The 18,847-nt window shown below is 58.2% G+C and carries 16 protein-coding genes; 11 read left to right on the forward strand and 5 right to left on the reverse strand.

The window, feature by feature from the left end; translation table 11 throughout:
• Positions 1 to 47: 47 nt before the first annotated feature.
• The 3 genes from sgrT to ACJ8OK_RS11705 all read left to right on the forward strand — a co-directional run bounded on the left by sgrT (position 48) and on the right by ACJ8OK_RS11705 (position 3,189).
• On the forward strand, positions 48 to 221 hold the full coding sequence (gene sgrT / locus ACJ8OK_RS11695) for a glucose uptake inhibitor SgrT (RefSeq protein WP_442530595.1): 174 nt from the start codon (positions 48 to 50) through the stop codon (positions 219 to 221).
• A gap of 154 nt (positions 222 to 375) precedes the next feature.
• On the forward strand, positions 376 to 1,572 hold the full coding sequence (locus ACJ8OK_RS11700) for an MFS transporter (RefSeq protein ID WP_033631778.1): 1,197 nt from the start codon (positions 376 to 378) through the stop codon (positions 1,570 to 1,572).
• 144 nt (positions 1,573 to 1,716) lie between these two features.
• Complete coding sequence (locus tag ACJ8OK_RS11705) at positions 1,717 to 3,189, forward strand: DASS family sodium-coupled anion symporter (RefSeq protein WP_135637779.1); 1,473 nt, start codon at positions 1,717 to 1,719, stop codon at positions 3,187 to 3,189.
• 37 nt (positions 3,190 to 3,226) lie between these two features.
• Here ACJ8OK_RS11705 and leuD read toward each other — a convergent pair whose 3' ends face one another.
• From leuD to leuA, 4 genes are read right to left on the reverse strand one after another with little or no spacing between them, the layout of a single operon-like run.
• A complete protein-coding gene (leuD, locus tag ACJ8OK_RS11710; protein ID WP_442530596.1) occupies positions 3,227 to 3,829 on the reverse strand; it encodes a 3-isopropylmalate dehydratase small subunit in 603 nt (200 codons plus the stop codon).
• 9 nt (positions 3,830 to 3,838) lie between these two features.
• Positions 3,839 to 5,239, reverse strand: coding sequence for a 3-isopropylmalate dehydratase large subunit (leuC, locus tag ACJ8OK_RS11715; protein WP_033631780.1), 1,401 nt, complete (start codon positions 5,237 to 5,239; stop codon positions 3,839 to 3,841).
• 1 nt (position 5,240) lies between these two features.
• A complete protein-coding gene (gene leuB / locus ACJ8OK_RS11720; RefSeq protein WP_025159635.1) occupies positions 5,241 to 6,332 on the reverse strand; it encodes a 3-isopropylmalate dehydrogenase in 1,092 nt (363 codons plus the stop codon).
• A 2-nt stretch (positions 6,333 to 6,334) separates the two neighbouring features.
• Positions 6,335 to 7,909, reverse strand: coding sequence for a 2-isopropylmalate synthase (gene leuA / locus ACJ8OK_RS11725; RefSeq protein ID WP_004932820.1), 1,575 nt, complete (start codon positions 7,907 to 7,909; stop codon positions 6,335 to 6,337).
• 873 nt (positions 7,910 to 8,782) lie between these two features.
• Here leuA and leuO point away from each other — a divergent pair.
• The 5 genes from leuO (at position 8,783) to cra (ending at position 15,755) form a co-directional block, all read left to right on the forward strand.
• Positions 8,783 to 9,730, forward strand: a complete 948-nt coding sequence (leuO, locus tag ACJ8OK_RS11730) for a transcriptional regulator LeuO (RefSeq protein WP_004932811.1) — start codon at positions 8,783 to 8,785, stop codon at positions 9,728 to 9,730.
• A 465-nt stretch (positions 9,731 to 10,195) separates the two neighbouring features.
• Complete coding sequence (locus tag ACJ8OK_RS11735; RefSeq protein ID WP_442530597.1) at positions 10,196 to 12,004, forward strand: AMP-dependent synthetase/ligase; 1,809 nt, start codon at positions 10,196 to 10,198, stop codon at positions 12,002 to 12,004.
• Positions 12,005 to 12,320: 316 nt separating this feature from the next.
• On the forward strand, positions 12,321 to 14,039 hold the full coding sequence (gene ilvI / locus ACJ8OK_RS11740; RefSeq protein WP_235363375.1) for an acetolactate synthase 3 large subunit: 1,719 nt from the start codon (positions 12,321 to 12,323) through the stop codon (positions 14,037 to 14,039).
• 2 nt (positions 14,040 to 14,041) lie between these two features.
• Positions 14,042 to 14,533 carry an acetolactate synthase small subunit gene (ilvN, locus tag ACJ8OK_RS11745; RefSeq protein ID WP_004932806.1) on the forward strand — a complete coding sequence of 164 codons (492 nt, stop codon included), beginning with the start codon at positions 14,042 to 14,044 and terminating at the stop codon, positions 14,531 to 14,533.
• A 217-nt stretch (positions 14,534 to 14,750) separates the two neighbouring features.
• Positions 14,751 to 15,755 carry a catabolite repressor/activator gene (gene cra / locus ACJ8OK_RS11750; protein WP_004932801.1) on the forward strand — a complete coding sequence of 335 codons (1,005 nt, stop codon included), beginning with the start codon at positions 14,751 to 14,753 and terminating at the stop codon, positions 15,753 to 15,755.
• A 37-nt stretch (positions 15,756 to 15,792) separates the two neighbouring features.
• On the opposite strand, the gene ACJ8OK_RS11755 is transcribed toward cra, so the two are convergent.
• The gene (locus ACJ8OK_RS11755) at positions 15,793 to 16,233 is read right to left on the reverse strand and encodes an L-alanine exporter AlaE (RefSeq protein WP_004932798.1); all 441 of its coding nucleotides are present in this window, start codon (positions 16,231 to 16,233) and stop codon (positions 15,793 to 15,795) included.
• A gap of 862 nt (positions 16,234 to 17,095) precedes the next feature.
• On the opposite strand from ACJ8OK_RS11755, the gene mraZ reads away from it, so the two are divergent.
• From mraZ to ftsL, 3 genes are read left to right on the forward strand one after another with little or no spacing between them, the layout of a single operon-like run.
• Positions 17,096 to 17,554: a division/cell wall cluster transcriptional repressor MraZ gene (mraZ, locus tag ACJ8OK_RS11760; RefSeq protein ID WP_031300396.1), complete on the forward strand. Its 459-nt coding sequence runs from the start codon at positions 17,096 to 17,098 to the stop codon at positions 17,552 to 17,554.
• Between the two features lie 2 nt (positions 17,555 to 17,556).
• Positions 17,557 to 18,498 (forward strand): 16S rRNA (cytosine(1402)-N(4))-methyltransferase RsmH, encoded by a 942-nt coding sequence (rsmH, locus tag ACJ8OK_RS11765; protein WP_004932794.1) that lies wholly within the window; start codon positions 17,557 to 17,559, stop codon positions 18,496 to 18,498.
• Positions 18,495 to 18,815: a cell division protein FtsL gene (ftsL, locus tag ACJ8OK_RS11770; RefSeq protein ID WP_015376645.1), complete on the forward strand. Its 321-nt coding sequence runs from the start codon at positions 18,495 to 18,497 to the stop codon at positions 18,813 to 18,815. The genes rsmH and ftsL overlap by 4 nt, the downstream gene beginning before the upstream one ends.
• Positions 18,816 to 18,847: the final 32 nt, after the last annotated feature.

Consider the following 18,847-nt stretch of genomic DNA (forward strand, 5'->3'; position numbering starts at 1 on the left):
CTATATTACGCCGATAATTTTCATCAATGAAAGGGGAGGGCGTAATCATGAAAGCTTTCTTATCCAGGGAGTTCTATCAGCGCTATTTCAGCGCGGTGCGCCGCCAGCGAGCCGACTGGCTGAGCGTGGTGCCCGAACAGGCGCGGCTGGCGATGCTGGCGCACCTGACGCAATGGGACATTAAAGAGATGACCGATAAGCAGTATCGCGAGCACCTGTAGGGGCTGCGGCAACAAGTTTCTGAGTAATGGTGCTGTTTCACCAGCCAGTGGGGCGACCCACTGGTTTTTTTATGCGCGGTCATGGCGATGCGCTTGCATTTTTCTCGCCGTGGCCTAAGGTTCTTTCTTCTGCTTTGAGGTCAGGGAAGACGATATGCAACGCCTGAGCCGGTTGTCACTGCGTATTAACCCCATCTTTGCCGCATTCCTGCTGATCGCTTTTCTCTCCGGCATCGCCGGCGCGTTGCTGACGCCGACGCTCAGTCTGTTTCTGACCACCGAGGTCAAAGTGCGGCCGCTGTGGGTAGGGCTGTTTTACACCGCCAACGCCGTGGCCGGCATCGTGGTCAGTTTTCTGCTCGCCAAGCGCTCCGATACCCGCGGCGATCGACGCAGGCTGATCCTGCTGTGCTGCCTGATGGCGGTCGGCAACTGCCTGCTGTTCGCCTTTAACCGCGACTACCTGACGCTGATCACCGCCGGGGTGCTGATGTCCGCCGTTGCCAACACCGCCATGCCGCAGATTTTCGCGTTGGCGCGGGAATACGCCGACAGCGAGGCGCGTGAGGTGGTGATGTTCAGCTCGGTGATGCGCGCCCAGCTTTCGCTGGCGTGGGTGATCGGCCCGCCGCTGTCGTTTGCGCTGGCGCTAAACTATGGGTTCACCGTGATGTTCCTGATCGCCGCCGCCACCTTCGCGGTTTGCGTGCTGCTGGTAGGGGTTATGCTGCCTTCGGTGCCGCGTGCGGCAGAGAATGGGGAGCTGCAGGGCGGGATGTCTGCGCCGATCGCGCCCGCCAGCGCCTGGCGCAATCGCGATGTGCGGCTGCTGTTCATCGCTTCGATGCTGATGTGGACCTGCAATACCTTGTATATCATCGATATGCCGCTGTATATCACCGCCGATCTCGGGCTGCCGGAAGGGCTGGCCGGGGTGCTGATGGGCACCGCCGCCGGGTTGGAAATCCCGGCAATGCTGCTGGCCGGTTATTACGTCAAACGCTTCGGCAAACGCAACATGATGCTGCTGGCGGTGGCGGCGGGCGTGCTGTTTTATCTCGGGCTGACGGTGTTGGCGGCCAAGCCGGCCCTGATCGCGCTGCAGCTGCTCAACGCGGTGTTTATCGGCATCGTCGCCGGTATCGGCATGCTCTATTTTCAGGATTTGATGCCGGGCCGGCCGGGCGCCGCCACCACGCTGTTCACCAACAGCATCTCTACCGGGGTGATCCTGGCCGGGGTGCTGCAGGGCGCGCTGGTGGAGAATTTCGGTCATGGTTCGGTGTATTGGATGGCGGCGCTGTTGGCGCTGGCGGCGCTCGGGATGAGCGCCAAAGTGCGTGAAGTGTGAGGTTAAACGACGGCATTCTTGATGCAAGTCATTGAGAAGGCTAAGCCGGGCGCTCAAGCTGAAGGCATATGGCGCGCGATCGTTGCGCCCACGCCCGTCTCGCTATTGAGATGCCGCCCTGTCGTTTAGAACAGTGGGAACGTTATGGATAAACTCACACCGCTCAAACCGCTTCCTTCCCTGTGCGCCCTTGGCGCCACGCTGATTATCTGGTTCCTCATTCCCGTGCCGGAGGGCGTTGCGCCCAATGCCTGGCAGCTGCTGGCGCTGTTTATCGGCACCATCATCGCCATCATCGGCAAGGCGATGCCGATCGGTGCGGTCTCGGTGATCGCCATCGCTCTGGTGGCGGTGACCGGCGTCACCAACCCCGGCAAGCCGGGCGCCGCGCTGGACGACGCGCTCAGCGGCTTTTCCAACCAACTGATCTGGCTGATCGGCTTTTCTATCATGATCTCCCTCAGCCTGAACAAAACCGGGCTGGGCGCGCGCATCGGCTACTACTTTATTTCGCTGTTCGGCAAGAAGACGCTGGGCATCGCCTACGCGCTGACGCTGGCGGAAACCACGCTGGCGCCGGTGACGCCGAGCAATACCGCGCGCGGCGGCGGCATCATTCACCCGATCATGAAGTCGATCGCCGACAGCTTCGGCTCCAAACCCGAGCTCAATACCTCCGGCAAGATTGGCCGCTACCTGTCGCTGGTGAACTACAACATCAACCCGGTCACCTCGGCGATGTTTATCACCGCCACCGCGCCTAACCCGCTGATCGTCAGCCTGATCGCCAAAGGCACCCACGGCAGCTTCGAGCTGTCCTGGTCGATGTGGGCGGTCGCCGCCCTGGTACCGGGGCTGTGCTCGTTGATCGTGATGCCGCTGGTCATCTACCTGCTGTATCCGCCTGAGGTGAAAAGTACCCCGGACGCGCCGCGCTTCGCGCGCGAAAAGCTGCAGGCGCTGGGGCCGGTGACGCTGCCGGAGAAAATTACTCTCGGGGTATTTGCGCTGCTGCTGATGCTGTGGGCCGGCATTCCGGCGATGATCTTCGGCCCGTCGCTGGCGGTCAATCCCACCACCGCGGCGCTGATCGGCCTGGCAGTGCTGCTGGCCACCGGGGTGCTGAGCTGGGAGGACGTGCTGAAACATAAAGGCGCCTGGGACACCGTGGTGTGGTTCTCGGCGCTGGTGATGATGGCCAGCTTCCTCGGCAAGCTGGGGCTGATCGGCTGGCTGTCGCAAACCGTCGGCAACGGCATCGACCGTATGGGCATGAGCTGGGTGGGCGGCACGATCTTGCTGACTCTTATCTATTTGTATTCACACTATTTCTTCGCCAGCACCACCGCGCACGTGACGGCGATGTTCGCCGCCTTCTTCGCTGCCGGCATCGCGCTTGGCGCGCCACCGGCGCTGCTGGGCCTGATCCTGGCGTTCTCTTCTTCGCTGATGATGTCGCTGACCCATTATGGCACCGGCACCGCGCCAATCGTCTTTGGCTCCGGCTACGTGACGCTAGGGGAATGGTGGAAAGCGGGGTGGGTGATGAGCGTGGTTAACCTGCTGATTTGGATGCTGATCGGCGGGGCGTGGTGGAAGCTGCTGGGCTACTGGTGAGGAAAAAATTCACCCGCCGGGCGGCGGGTGAAGGGGATTAATTCAGAAACGCCGGCTGCTGCGCTTCGTAGCGGGAGATGTCCGCTTCGTGCTGCAGCGTCAGGCCGATGCTGTCCAGCCCGTTGATCATGCAGTGGCGGCGGAAACTGTCTATTTCGAACGGATAGCTTTTGCCGCCGGCGTTGACCGTCTGGTTCTCCAGATCCACCACGAACTCCGTCCCTTCGTTGGCGTCCACCAGCTTGAACAGCTCATCCACCTGCTGCTCGCTCAGCGTCACCGGCAACAGCTGGTTGTTGAACGAGTTGCCGTAGAAGATATCGGCAAAGCTCGGCGCAATCACCACTTTGAACCCGTAGTCGATCAGCGCCCAGGGGGCGTGTTCGCGCGAGGAGCCGCAGCCGAAGTTTTCGCGCGCCAACAGGATGCTGGCGCCTTTATAGCGCGGTTTGTTCAGCACGAACGCCGGGTTCGGTTGCTGGCCGGCATCGTCGAGGAAGCGCCAGTCGTTGAACAGGTGCTGGCCGAAACCGGTGCGGGTCACCTTCTGTAAAAACTGCTTGGGAATAATGGCGTCGGTGTCGACGTTGGCCGCATCCAAAGGCACCACTAAGCCGGTATGTTGAGTAAATTTAGCCACGTTAGCCCCTTAGTGAATATCACGGATGTCAGCGAAGTGACCGGCGACGGCGGCCGCGGCGGCCATTGCCGGGCTGACCAGGTGGGTGCGCCCACCGCGGCCCTGGCGCCCTTCGAAGTTACGGTTGCTGGTGGACGCGCAGCGCTCGCCCGGATTCAGACGGTCGTTGTTCATCGCCAGGCACATCGAGCAACCCGGCAAGCGCCATTCGAAACCGGCTTCAATAAAGATTTTGTCCAACCCTTCGGCTTCCGCCTGGGCCTTCACCGGGCCGGAGCCCGGCACCACGATGGCCTGCACGCCGCTGGCGACCTTGCGCCCCTTGGCGATCGCCGCCGCTGCGCGCAGATCTTCGATGCGCGAGTTGGTGCAGGAGCCGATGAACACTTTGTCGATCGGCACCTCGGTCAATTTGATGCCCGGCTTCAAATCCATGTAGGCCAGCGCTTTCTCGGCGGAGGCGCGCTCGACAGGATCGCTGAACGATTCCGGCGCCGGGATCGCCTGATTGACGGCGATCACCTGGCCGGGATTGGTGCCCCAGGTGACCTGCGGCGCGATCTCTTCGGCGCGCAGCGTCACCACGGTATCGAACTGGGCGTCGGCGTCGGACTTCAGCGTGCGCCAGTAAGCGACCGCCTGCTCCCAGTTTTCACCGGTCGGCGCGAACTGACGCCCCTTCAGGTAGGCGAAGGTGGTGTCGTCCGGCGCGACCAACCCGGCTTTGGCGCCCATTTCGATCGCCATGTTGCACAGGGTCATACGGCCTTCCATGCTCAATGCCTCGATCGCCTTGCCGCAGAACTCCACCACGTGGCCGGTGCCGCCGGCGCTGCCGGTTTTGCCGATCACCGCCAGCACGATGTCTTTGGCGGTAATGCCCTCGGCGGCGTCGCCGGTGACCTCAATCTTCATGGTTTTGGCCCGGCCCTGCTTCAGGGTCTGGGTCGCCAGCACGTGTTCCACTTCGGAGGTGCCGATGCCGAACGCCAGCGAGCCGAAGGCGCCGTGGGTCGCGGTGTGTGAATCGCCGCAGACGATGGTCATACCCGGCAGCGTCATGCCTTGCTCCGGCCCGATCACGTGCACGATGCCCTGGAACGGGTGGTTCAGGTCATACAGCGAAACGCCGAATTCCGCGCAGTTCTTGATCAGCTCCTGCATCTGGATGCGCGCCATCTCGCCGCTGGCGTTGATGTCTTTGGTCTGGGTCGATACGTTGTGATCCATGGTGGCGAAGGTTTTGCCGGGCTGGCGCACCTTCCGGCCCATGGCGCGCAGGCCGTCGAACGCCTGCGGCGAGGTGACTTCGTGCACCAGGTGACGGTCGATATACAGCAACGGCGTCTCGTTCGGCGCTTCGTGCACCACGTGGGCGTCATACAATTTCTGGTATAAGGTCTTGGCCATGTTATGCCCCCTGAGCTACAAAGCGAGCGATGATGTCGCCCATTTCATCGGTGCTGACGGCTTTGCCGTCACCGGCCAGATCGGCGGTGCGGTAGCCCTGTTCCAACGCCTGGTTGATGGCGCGCTCCACGGCGTCGGCCGCTTCATCGGCGCCCAGGCTGTAACGCAGCAGCAGGGTGGCGGACAGGATCTGCGCAATCGGGTTGGCGATGCCTTTGCCGGCGATATCCGGCGCGGAACCGCCCGCCGGTTCGTACAGGCCGAAGCCTTGCTCGTTCAGGCTGGCGGACGGCAGCATGCCCATCGAGCCGGTGATCATCGCGCACTCGTCGGACAGGATGTCGCCGAACAGGTTGGAACACAGCAGCACGTCGAACTGGGACGGATCCTTGATCAGCTGCATGGTGGCATTGTCGATATACATGTGCGACAGCGACACGTCCGGGTAATCCTTGGCGACCTGATTGACCACTTCACGCCACAAGATGGAGCTTTGCAGCACGTTGGCCTTGTCGATCGACGTCACCTTGTGGCGGCGCTTGCGGGCGGATTCGAAGGCGATGCGCGCGATGCGCTCAATCTCGAAACGGTGATACACCTCGGTATCGAAGGCGCGTTCCTGCATGCCCTGGCCTTCGCGGCCTTTCGGCTGGCCGAAGTAGATGCCGCCGGTCAATTCGCGCACGCACAGAATGTCGAAGCCGCGGGCGGCGATGTCGGCGCGCAGCGGGCAGAACGCCTCCAACCCTTGATACAGGCGCGCCGGGCGCAGGTTGCTGAACAGTTTGAAGTGCTTGCGCAGCGGCAACAGCGCGCCGCGTTCCGGCTGCTCGGCCGGCGGCAGATGTTCCCATTTCGGGCCGCCCACCGATCCGAACAGGATGGCGTCGGCCTGCTCGCAGCCGGCGACGGTCGCCGCCGGCAGCGGGCTGCCGTGGCGATCGATGGCGATGCCGCCGACGTCGTACTCGGCGGTGGTGATGCGAATGTCAAAGCGTTGACGCACTGCGTCCAACACTTTGCGCGCCTGAGCCATTACTTCCGGGCCGATGCCGTCTCCGGGCAAGACGGCAATGTGATAAGTCTTCGTCATGTTCACACCGTTTCCTGATTATTTTGATGTTTGTTTTGCTGCAGGCGCTGCTTTTCTTTTTCTACCTGCTGTGAGCGCCAAATATTGTTCAACACGTGCACCATCGCCTTGGCGGAGGATTCGACGATGTCGGTCGCCAGACCCACGCCATGGAAGCGGCGGCCGTTGTAAGAGACCACGATATCCACCTGGCCCAGCGCGTCGCGGCCATGGCCCTTGGCGGTCAATTGGTACTTCACCAGCTCGATCGGGTAGTCGGTGATGCGATTGATCGCCTGATAAACCGCATCGACCGGGCCGTTGCCGGTGGCGGCTTCGGCTTTCTCTTCGCCGCCGCAGATCAGTTTCACCGAGGCGGTGGCCATGATGCTGCTGCCGGATTGCACGCTGAAGTAACCCAGGCTGAAGTGCTCCGGCTCTTCCTGCTGTTTGTTGATGAAGGCCAGCGCCTCCAGATCGTAGTCGAACACCTGGCCCTTTTTGTCGGCCAGCTTCAGGAAGGCGGCGTACAGGGTATCCAGGTTGTAATCCTGCTCCTGGTAGCCCATCTCTTCCATGCGGTGTTTCACCGCCGCGCGGCCGGAGCGGGAGGTCAGGTTTAACTGCACGTCTTTCAGGCCGATCGACTGCGGGGTCATGATTTCGTAGTTTTCGCGGTTCTTCAGCACGCCGTCCTGGTGAATGCCAGAGGAGTGGGCGAAGGCGTTGGAGCCGACGATCGCCTTGTTGGCCGGGATCGGCATGTTGCACAGCTGGCTGACGATCTGGCTGGTGCGGAAGATTTCCTGGTGGTTGATGTTGGTGTGCACGTTCATGATGTCCTGGCGCACTTTAATCGCCATGATCACTTCCTCCAGCGAACAGTTGCCGGCGCGTTCACCAATGCCGTTCAGGGTGCCTTCCACCTGGCGGGCTCCGGCTTGCACTGCGGCGATGGAGTTGCCGACCGCCATGCCCAAATCGTCGTGGCAGTGCACGGAGATGATGGCTTTGTCGATGTTCGGCACGCGGTCATACAGGGTAGTGATGATGCCGCCGAACTGGTTCGGGGTGGTGTAGCCGACGGTGTCCGGGATATTGATGGTGGTAGCGCCGGCGTTGATGGCGGCTTCGACCACGCGACACAGATTGTCGATCGGCGTGCGGCCGGCGTCTTCACAGGAGAACTCCACGTCGTCGGTGTAGTTGCGGGCGCGTTTTACCGATCGTACCGCCATCTCCAGCACTTCGTCGAACGAGCGCTTCAGCTTCGATTCGATGTGCAGGGTTGAGGTGGCCAGGAATACGTGGATGCGGAACGCTTCGGCGACGCGCAGCGCTTCGGCGGCCACGTCGATGTCTTTGTCCACGCAGCGGGCCAGGCCACAGACGCGGCTGTTCTTGATCTGGCGCGCGATGGTTTGCACCGACTCGAAGTCGCCCGGCGAAGAGACCGGGAAGCCGACTTCCATCACGTCAACGCCCATTCTTTCCAGCGCCAGCGCAATCTGAATCTTCTCTTTTACGCTCAGGCTGGCCTGCAGCGCCTGCTCGCCATCACGCAGCGTGGTATCGAAAATAATGACTTGTTGGCTCATCGGTGCATTCCTTATCGTGTTGATTTCACGCTAAGCGGGCAAAAAAAAACCCGCGCAGTAGCGCGGGTTTCTTATGGGTGATCGGCTGAGTCAGCTCCGAACGTCGTCCACAGGCATACCGCGCAAACAAGATGCGTTGAGTAGTAGGCCTAGTAGACGGTGAGTACGGATCATAAGGGTTCAGCTTCTCTTAAATTGGGTGTCTGCCTAATTTGATACGTGATTGGCCTGGCGATGTCAACACCTGATTGAATGCGGGGACAATGCATCAGCTCATTAGCTAAACAGAGGATCATTCGGCAAAAAAACGACGCCTTAGAGAAAAAAATGGGGCCAGTTTGCGTGCTGCTTAGCATAAACGAATCGAATATATACTGCGCTAATTGCTTCTGGATTTCGTTGCGTTAAGATTTGTGATGAAAAAAACAAGGGGATTAATCACGGGGAGCAATAAAATAACATTTTCAATGCAAATGGTTTAAATTGAACTCATATGAATAATTGATTGTTTTAGTCATAATATAACAAAATAATGCGTTTTTATACAAAGTGAGCGGTGTTTTTAGATGGTTTGATTGCTTATGATGTGTTTTTATAGTTTGTCTCATACAGTGCGGCGACGTTGTTCAATTGTATTAATCATTATTGATACCTAATTATTAGTACTACCCAGGTGGCATTCTTCTCGCTGACGGGGAAAGCTGCTGACATGTATTCCATATACGACTTATATCGTGTCGATAACACGAGGTTTTTTATCGGTTGATGACGGTAATGGCAGGATTTGTCGTGCAAAGATAAGACAATGCGGCGTTTCATTGTTTGTCGAGCATAAGGATTAGATTATCTACACAGGATTTAGTGGAGTGAAATATGGCTGAATATGATTCAGAAATCGCCATGGTCAAAGAACCGGCGGACATCCATTTGCGCAGCGTCGATCTTAATTTACTGACGGTGTTTGACGCCGTGATGCAAATGCAAAATATTACGCGAGCCGCTAATTCGTTAGGGATGTCGCAGCCGGCGGTGAGCAACGCGGTAGCGCGCCTGAAGGTGATGTTCAACGACGAACTGTTCGTGCGCTGCGGCCGCGGGATCCAGCCCACCATGCGGGCCAGGCAGCTGTTCGGGCCGGTGCGGCAAGCGCTGCAGCTGGTGCAGAATGAGTTGCCGGGATCTGAGTTTGAGCCGCTGACCAGCACGCGAGCGTTCTCCCTGTCGCTGTGCAGCCCGCTCGATTTGCGTCTGGGCGCCGGGATAATCAATCACGTCAAACAGATAGCGCCGCAGCTTAACCTGCAAATAAAGTCATACATTAACAATAATATTGAACGTCAATTGCGTTATCAGGACGTGGAGTTTGTCATCGGCTACAGCCGTTTCGAGTCGGCGGAGTTTCGCAGCCTGGCGATGTTCGACGACGAATTAGTGCTGGCGGTTGCGCAGGCGCACCCGAGAATAGGCGAGGAGGTGACGCCGGAACACATGCTGGCCGAGCAGCATGCTGCGGTTTCCCTGGAAAGCTTTGGATCGTTCAGTAAACCTTTTTATTTAGACGAGCCGATGCTGCGCGCCGTGACGCAGCAGTGCACGGATCTTTACAGCGTGTTGAATATGGTGTCGCAAACGGAAATGGTAGCGATTGCGCCCGCCTGGTTGGTGCGACAGCAGACGGAGGCGTTGAAAATAAAGGCGGTTCCTTTATGTGGCAACGATAATAAAGCCACCTGCTACCTCTCCTGGCATGAATCCTCAGAGCGGGATAAAGGCCACCAGTGGATGAAATCTGTCCTGATTGAGGCGGGTAACCCAAAGTAAAGCGATAAAAATGGGAACTATATAAAGATAATATTCAACTGAGCGTTTTTTTCTCATGATAAAAACTAAGAACTATCTGTGTTTTTATTAAGATGTTTCTTGGTTTTGCGGCGATAGAATAACTTATTCTCAGGATAAATTTGTTCATTTAGCGAAAACAATTAATATAAATTAATATTCTGATTTTTACTTTCCAGCTGGAATTTTAAACTAACTCGATGTGGCGGCCCGAACGGGCCGCGTTTTATGGCCGCCATCAAACCTTTTCCTTCCCGTTTTGTCCAACCCATGAAAGCGCGAAAGCCGGCCTGAGTTTTGGCTCACACTTCTACGCTGAAATCGCTTTTCCCCCTGCCTGAGAGTAGGTAGACTGCGCGGAAAAAAGTAAACACGTGTAAGCTGAGATGAGGGCCGTAAGGTGTCGTTCAGGCTTAACTGTATGATTCATTTCAGGCTTAGAGCACTATGATCACTAATCTGCTGCAATACCATTTGATCCATCGTATACAGCATCAAATCACCCACCGAGCCGATCGCACAGCTTTTCGCCAATGGTCGCCCAACGGCGAGTTTCAACTGACCTGGGAAGAAGCCGCCGTTCGCATCGATCGCATTGCCGCCGGGCTGTTGGCCCTGGGGGCCGAAGTGCAAGAGCGCATCGGCATTTTCGCCAATAACGGCATGGCCTGGTCGCTGGCCGATCTCGCGATCCTGCACCTGCGCGGCGTCAGCGTGCCGCTCTATTCCACCAATACGCCGGCGCAGGCGGCCTTCGTCATCAACGACGCCGACATTCGCATACTGTTCGTCGGCGAACAGGCACAGTTGGACGCGGCCATCGCGCTGCGCGGCGTTTGCCCACAGCTGCGCCATATTATCGTGTTTGACCAAGATGCCGACCTGCGCGGCTGCGAGATAGCGCGACACCTGAGCGCCTTCGAGCATGCCGCCGATCCGGCGGCTTTTATCGCTCAACGTCGGCAGCGCATTGAAGAGTGCGACCTGCAGGACCTCTTCACCCTGATCTATACCTCGGGCACCACCGGCGAGCCGAAAGGGGTGATGCTGGATTACCGCAACCTGGCGGCGCAGCTCTACCTGCATGATGAGAGACTGACGGTCGGCGAAGAGGATGTGTCGCTCAGTTTCCTGCCGCTGTCGCATGTGTTCGAGCGTGCCTGGAGCTTCTTTGTCATGCATTCCGGCGCGCAGAACGTCTTCCTGCCGAACACCGACTGGGTGCGGGAAGCGATGGGGCAGGTTCGCCCGACGCTGATGTGTGCGGTACCGCGTTTCTACGAGAAGATTTTCAGCGCGGTGCATGAAAAAGTGGCGCGCGCCCCTTGGCTGCGCCGTGCGCTGTTCCACTGGGCGATCGTCTGCGGGGAGCGCAAGTTCCTGCAAGAGCGGGCCGGCAAACCGTTGGGCAAACTGTTCGAACTCTCTCACCGCTGGGCCGACAAGCTGGTATTGAGCAAGCTGCGCGGCATTCTCGGTGGCCGGGTGCGTTTCTTGCCGGCAGCGGGCGCCAAGCTGGATGACAATGTGATCCTGTTTTTCCAGGCGATGGGCGTCAACATCAAGTACGGCTACGGCATGACCGAAACCTGTGCGACCGTGTCCTGCTGGGAAGAGGGGCATTTCCGCTTCGGCTCTATCGGTAAACCGCTGCCGGAGGTCGAGGTGCGCATCGGTGAAGAAAATGAAATTCAGGTGCGCGGGCCGATTGTGATGCGCGGCTATTTCAACAAACCGTTGGAAACCGCCGCGACCTTTACCGCCGACGGCTGGCTGAAAACCGGCGACGCCGGGGCGATCGATGAAGAGGGCAATCTGTTCATCACCGAGCGCCTGAAAGATTTGATGAAAACCTCCGGCGGCAAATACATAGCGCCGCAGATGCTGGAAGGCACGCTGGCGCAGGACCGCTTTATCGAGCAGGTGGCGATCATCGCCGATGCGCGCAAGTTCGTTTCGGCGCTGATCGTGCCGTGCTTTGAGTCGTTGGAAGAGTACGCGAAGTCAGTCAACCTGAAGTATCAGGATCGCCTGGAGCTGCTGCGCAACGGCGAGATCCTCGCGATGTTCGAAAAGCGTCTGCGCGAGATGCAAAAGGAGCTGGCGCGTTTCGAGCAGGTGAAGAAGTTCACGCTGCTGCCGGCGGCTTTTTCCATGGAGTTGGGGGAGCTGACGCCCACGCTGAAGCTGCGCCGCAAAGTGATCCTGCAGCGCTATCAGCGCGAAATCGACTCAATGTACCAGGAACAGGCCTGACGCCGCCGCCGGGCCATGTGCCCGGCGAAAAAAGCGGCATATCCATCACCTGATTTAGTTCTGTAATTTCCCTCCTGTTCGAAACAATGCCTAGCCCGACAACCCTGAGGCTAGCGCATTGTTTTTATAAAGCTGCGATCTCCAGCCGCTTGGCAATAACCCCGCCACCGTTAAGCCATTTTGCCGTTTGCCTGCCCCAAATTCTGACGTTATGTTAATTCGATAGCGACAACCCATAAAAACTTTGGGGCATTGCCCCGCAGCAGGCGCCACGTTCCGGCGCCAGAGAAGAATAAGCAAGCCTGGAGGCAAACCCATGGAGATGTTGTCAGGAGCCGAGATGGTCGTCCGATCGTTGATCGATCAGGGCGTTAAACATGTATTCGGCTACCCCGGCGGGGCGGTGCTCGATATCTACGACGCCCTGCATACGGTCGGAGGGATCGATCATATTCTGGTGCGCCACGAGCAAGGGGCGGTGCACATGGCCGACGGCTACGCGCGCGCCACCGGCGAAGTGGGCGTGGTGCTGGTGACCTCCGGCCCCGGCGCCACTAACGCCATTACCGGTATCGCTACCGCTTATATGGACTCGATCCCGATGGTAGTGCTGTCGGGGCAGGTGCCCAGCTCGCTGATCGGCTACGACGCCTTCCAGGAGTGCGATATGGTGGGGATTTCTCGGCCGGTGGTGAAACACAGCTTCCTGGTGAAACGTACCGAAGACATCCCGGCGGTGTTGAAGAAGGCCTTTTACCTGGCTTCCAGCGGCCGCCCCGGCCCGGTGGTGATCGATCTGCCGAAAGACATCGTCGGCCCGGCGGTGCGGATGCCTTATGCCTATCCGCAGGACGTGAGCATGCGTTCTTACAACCCGACGGTGCAGGGCCACCGCGGGCAAATCAAACGCGCGCTGCAAACCATTCTGGCGGCCAAAAAGCCGGTGATGTACGTCGGCGGCGGCGCGATCAACGCCGGTTGCGAAGCCGAACTGTTGGCGTTGGCGGAGCAGTTGAACCTGCCGGTGACCAGCAGCCTGATGGGGTTGGGGGCCTTCCCCGGCACTCATCGCCAGAGCGTTGGCATGCTCGGCATGCACGGCACCTATGAAGCCAATAAAACCATGCACCATGCCGACGTGATCTTCGCCGTCGGCGTGCGTTTCGACGATCGTACGACCAACAATCTGGCCAAATACTGTCCGGATGCCACCGTGCTGCACATCGATATCGATCCGACCTCGATCTCCAAAACGGTGGACGCCGATATCCCGATCGTCGGCGATGCCAGGCAGGTGCTGGTGCAGATGCTGGAGCTGCTGGCGCAGGACGACAAAGCGCAGGATCACGATGCGCTGCGCGATTGGTGGCAGTCTATCGAGCAGTGGCGCGCCCGCGACTGCCTGGGCTACGACAAAAACAGCGGCACCATCAAGCCGCAGGCGGTGATCGAAACTCTGCATCGCCTGACCAAAGGCGACGCCTATGTGACCTCGGACGTCGGCCAGCACCAAATGTTCGCCGCGCTCTATTATCCGTTCGACAAACCGCGCCGTTGGATCAACTCCGGCGGCCTCGGTACCATGGGCTTCGGCCTGCCGGCGGCATTGGGCGTCAAGCTGGCGCTGCCGGAGGAAACCGTGGTGTGCGTGACCGGCGACGGCAGCATTCAGATGAATATTCAGGAGCTGTCCACTGCGCTGCAATATAACCTGCCGGTGGTGGTGGTGAACCTCAACAACCGCTATCTGGGCATGGTCAAGCAGTGGCAGGACATGATTTATTCCGGCCGTCATTCGCAGTCTTACATGGATTCGCTGCCGGACTTCGTCAAGCTGGCCGAGGCTTACGGCCATGTCGGCATCGCCATCCGCACGCCGGATGAGCTGGAAAGCAAGCTGGCGCAGGCGCTGGCGGAAAAAGAGCGGCTGGTGTTCGTCGACGTGACCGTCGATGAAACCGAACATGTCTACCCGATGCAGATCCGCGGCGGAAGCATGGACGAAATGTGGCTTAGCAAAACGGAGAGGACCTGATCATGCGCCGTATTTTATCTGTCTTGCTGGAAAACGAATCCGGCGCCCTGTCGCGCGTGGTGGGGCTGTTCTCCCAGCGCGGTTACAACATCGAGAGCCTGACGGTGGCGCCGACCGACGATCCGACGCTGTCGCGCATGACTATCCAGACCGTCGGCGATGAGAAAGTGCTGGAGCAGATTGAGAAGCAGTTACACAAGCTGGTGGACGTGCTGCGCGTCAGCGAACTGGTGCAGGGCGCCCACGTCGAGCGCGAGATCATGCTGGTGAAGCTGCAGGCCAGCGGCTACGGCCGTGAAGAGGTGAAGCGCTGCGCCGACATTTTCCGCGGCCAGATCGTCGATGTGACGGCGACGCTGTATACGGTGCAGCTGGCCGGCACCAGCGACAAGCTCGACGCCTTCCTGAGCGCGGTGCGTGAAGTGGCGGAGATCGTGGAAGTGGCGCGTTCCGGCGTGGTCGGCGTGTCGCGCGGCGACAAAATCATGCGCTGAGCGCGGTTTGGCGGCGAATAATCGGGGCGCGGCGTGGCTGCGCCCTTTGTTTTTCGGTATTTTTTGCCCGATTGCTGGCACCTTTCGGCAAAAGCGGTTGCTAGGTAGTGTTTTCTGCTGTTAGATCGCAGAGGCTGGATTGAATAACCGTACGGGATGCCATGGTTAATCCGAGCACAGCCTTCACTTCTATTTTCAGCGTCATTAAGGGGTTAATGTGAAACTGGATGAAATCGCGCGTCTCGCGGGCGTTTCGCGCACGACGGCCAGTTATGTCATCAACGGCAAGGCGAAGCAGTATCGTGTCAGCGATAAAACCGTCGAGAAAGTGATGGCCGTGGTCAGGGAGCATAACTATCACCCGAATGCCGTCGCGGCGGGGCTGCGCGCTGGGCGCACTCGTTCTATCGGCCTGGTGATCCCGGATCTGGAAAATACCAGCTATACCCGCATCGCCAACTACCTGGAGCGCCAGGCGCGCCAGCGGGGTTATCAATTGCTGATCGCCTGTTCCGAAGATCAGCCGGACAACGAAATGCGCTGCATTGAGCACCTGCTGCAGCGCCAGGTGGATGCCATTATCGTCTCCACCGCCTTGCCGCCGGAACATCCTTTCTATCAACGCTGGGCCAACGATCCGCTGCCGATCATCGCGCTGGACCGCGCGCTGGATCGCGAGCATTTCATCAGCGTTGTGGGCGCCGATCAGGAAGATGCCTTTGCGTTGGCGCAGGAGCTGCGCACCTTCCCGGCTGAATCGGTGCTGTATCTGGGCGCCTTGCCGGAGCTTTCGGTGAGCTTCCTGCGTGAGCAGGGCTTCCGTCAGGCCTGGCAAGAGGATCCCCGCCACGTCGATTACCTGTACGCCAACAGCTATGAACGCGAAGCCGCCGGCGCGTTGTTTGCCGAATGGCTGAAAACGCACCCGATGCCGCAGGCGCTGTTTACCACGTCGTTCTCTTTATTGCAGGGCGTGATGGACGTGACGCTGAAGCAACGCGGCCGCTTGCCGACCGATCTGGCGATTGCCACCTTCGGCGATCATGAACTGTTGGATTTCCTGGAGTGCCCGGTATTGGCGGTAGCGCAGCGCCATCGCGACGTGGCCGAGCGCGTGCTGGAGCTGGTGCTGGCCAGCCTGGACGAACCGCGTAAACCCAAGCCGGGGCTGACGCGCATTCGCCGCAATCTGTTCCGCCGCGGCAGCCTGAGCCGCAAGTAGTTTGCCTGACAGGGGCCCGCGTTGGCGGGCTCCTGGTTTAGACGTAGTCCGCCACCCGGAACAGCCGCCGGCAGTATTCCAGGAAATAGCCATACACCACGCCCATCGCCATGGAGACCAGCGCATTGCTGGTTACCGCCGCCAGCATTTGTTGGCCGTCGGCGCCTACGCTCCATAGAATGGCGGCATAAACCGGCGACTGGAAGCTGACGTAGGCCAGCAGATCGGCGAGGTTGCGCAGCAGGAACTGGCCGCGCGGGCAGCGGCGCGCCGTGCGGATAAACAGATCGCGATAGCGGCCGTAAGGCCAGGCGATCAGGATGTTGACCGGGATCGACAACAGGCGTGAAGAGAGGGATTGCTGGAAGCTCATGCCTGAGATCAACACTTCTATCGCCATGCCGGCGATAAAGCAATACACCACCAGTGCGAACGTATCGGCAGCGGCGCTACGCCAGTGAGTCGCGGGCGAAAGCATGTGTCACCCCTTATAGTTAAAATTCTGTTAAATCATTCATTGTTGGATGTTAAGGCTGGTTTTTTGCCTTTTTTATAGTGTACTAATCTGGATTGTGTTTTTTAACTAGGTTTATATTTTTATTTTTAACATTTGTTCGCTTTTTGTCCCGCAGAACAGGGGCGTAGGATGGGGCGGAGAGATTAAAATCGGCGTTTTTAAATAAATCGATTAAAAACATAAGGTTGCGATTTTTCGTTTTTGAAGGGGATTTTTTCCGGCAAAAATTGTGGAAATAAAGGTGTAAGAAAATGAAACCATAATTGTAAACAGGTATTTTGGGAATAATCTTACCAAGTTGATTTGAATCGAAATTACTTCTGCTCGTAATATCCGAGCCATTTATTTTTATCGCGGCCTCATCACGGCGGTGCAAATTGAAGTAAAATAGCGCCCGGTTTTACGGTGAATAACGATTGAGCGTTATTAACTCAAGGAGTTATGGCCTTATTCCGCGATCGGTTCGCCTGGCGCCGAGCCTTGGCGGGCGCGGCTCGCCAGCGGTTACAGCCCTGAGATTGCCGAGCTGAAAAATGAGACATGGCTTGCAGAAGGAAGTAATGAGTTAATTAATCGCCAGTTCGTCAGGTTTTTAATCAGATTCTTTCCGCTTAGAAAATTCTCTCCGTTTATCATGGTGTTAATTTTTAATCGTCGAATAATCAGAGTTTCTTTCGCGAGTCAGCTCCCAAAATGACCAGAGAAATATTGCCAAAGCGCTGGCGCTCTGGCTTGACAAGGTTTTCATACCCTCCGTAAACTCCATTGTGTGGGAATTTGTGGGGTAAAGTGGTGAAAACGGTCACTAAGGGGTAGCTCAGGAATGTTCCGTGGAGCGACGATGGTCAACCTCGACAGCAAAGGGCGGCTCGCCGTACCTACCCGATATCGGGAATTGCTCAACGAGGAATCGCAAGGCCAAATGGTCTGTACCATTGACCTCCATCAGCCCTGTCTGCTGCTTTATCCTTTGCCCGAATGGGAAATTATTGAACAAAAATTATCACGTCTGTCGAGCATGAATCCCGCCGAGCGCCGCGTTCAGCGCCTGCTGTTGGGGCATGCCAGTGAGTGTCAGATGGATAGTGCCGGTCGTTTGCTGTTAGCCAGTACGCTGCGGCAACACGCCGGGCTCACGAAAGAAGTGATGCTGGTCGGTCAGTTCAACAAGTTTGAACTGTGGGATGAACAGACCTGGTATCAACAAGTCAAGGATGATATTGACGCTGAACAGTCGGCTCAGGAACCGTTGTCTGAGCGGCTACAGGACTTGTCGCTATAAGCATGTTGGAAAACTATAAACACACCACCGTCCTGCTGGACGAAGCCGTCAATGGCCTCAACATCCGCAGTAACGGCATATATATCGACGGTACTTTTGGTCGCGGTGGCCATTCTCGTCTGATTCTGTCCCAGCTGGGGCCGGAAGGGCGTTTGCTGGCGATTGACCGTGACCCTCAGGCGATTGCAGCCGCCAAATCTATTGAAGATCCTCGTTTTACCATCGTACACGGCCCATTTTCCGAGTTGTCGCACTATGTGCGGGAGCGCGAGCTGGTGGGCAAGATCGACGGCGTTCTGCTCGATCTGGGCGTTTCCTCGCCGCAGCTTGACGACGCGGAGCGCGGGTTCTCCTTTATGCGCGATGGCCCGCTGGACATGCGCATGGATCCGTCCACCGGCCTGTCCGCCGCGGAATGGCTGATGAAGGCCGAAGCGGACGACATCGCCTGGGTGCTGAAAACCTTCGGCGAGGAGCGTTTCGCCAAGCGCATCGCGCGCGCCATCGTGGAAAGAAACCGCGTGGAGCCGATGACGCGCACCAAAGAGCTGGCGGATCTGATCGCCGATGCCAGTCCGTTCCGGGAAAAGCACAAGCACCCGGCGACGCGCAGCTTCCAGGCGATCCGCATCTATATCAACAGCGAGCTGGAAGAGATCGAGCGTGCGCTCGACGGCGCGCTGGAAGTGCTGGCCCCGCAGGGCCGTTTGTCGATCATCAGCTTCCACTCGCTGGAAGACCGCATCGTCAAACGTTTTATGCGTCACCACAGCCGCGGCGCCCAGGTGCCGGCCGGCATTCCGTTGACCGAAGAGCAGCTGCGCGGCATGGGCGGCCGGACGCTGAAAGCGCTGGGCAAAATGATGCCGTCGGAAGCGGAAGTGGCGGACAACCCGCGTGCGCGCAGCTCGGTGCTGCGTATTGCTGAGAGGATGCCCGCGTGATTGGCAACGAACGTCACGGCCTGGTCGGGGTGATTGGCGGCGATCTGCTGCGCAACGCCAAGATCCCCCTGATTTTACTGATTGCGTCACTGGTCTCCGCGATTTTCGTGGTGACTACCGCGCACCGCACCCGCCTGCTGACCGCCGAGCGTGAACAGCTGGTTCTGGAGCGCGATGCGCTGGATATCGAGTGGCGCAACCTGATTTTAGAAGAGAACGCCCTCGGCGATCACAGCCGGGTTGAACGTATCGCGACAGAAAAACTGCAGATGCAACACGTTGATCCATCGCAGGAAAATATCATCGTTAAACAATGAATGGTTTAACCGGAATAATGACACGGAGTAGA

Source organism: Serratia sp. CY71090 (assembly GCF_052166845.1).
Classification (GTDB): domain Bacteria; phylum Pseudomonadota; class Gammaproteobacteria; order Enterobacterales; family Enterobacteriaceae; genus Serratia; species Serratia nematodiphila.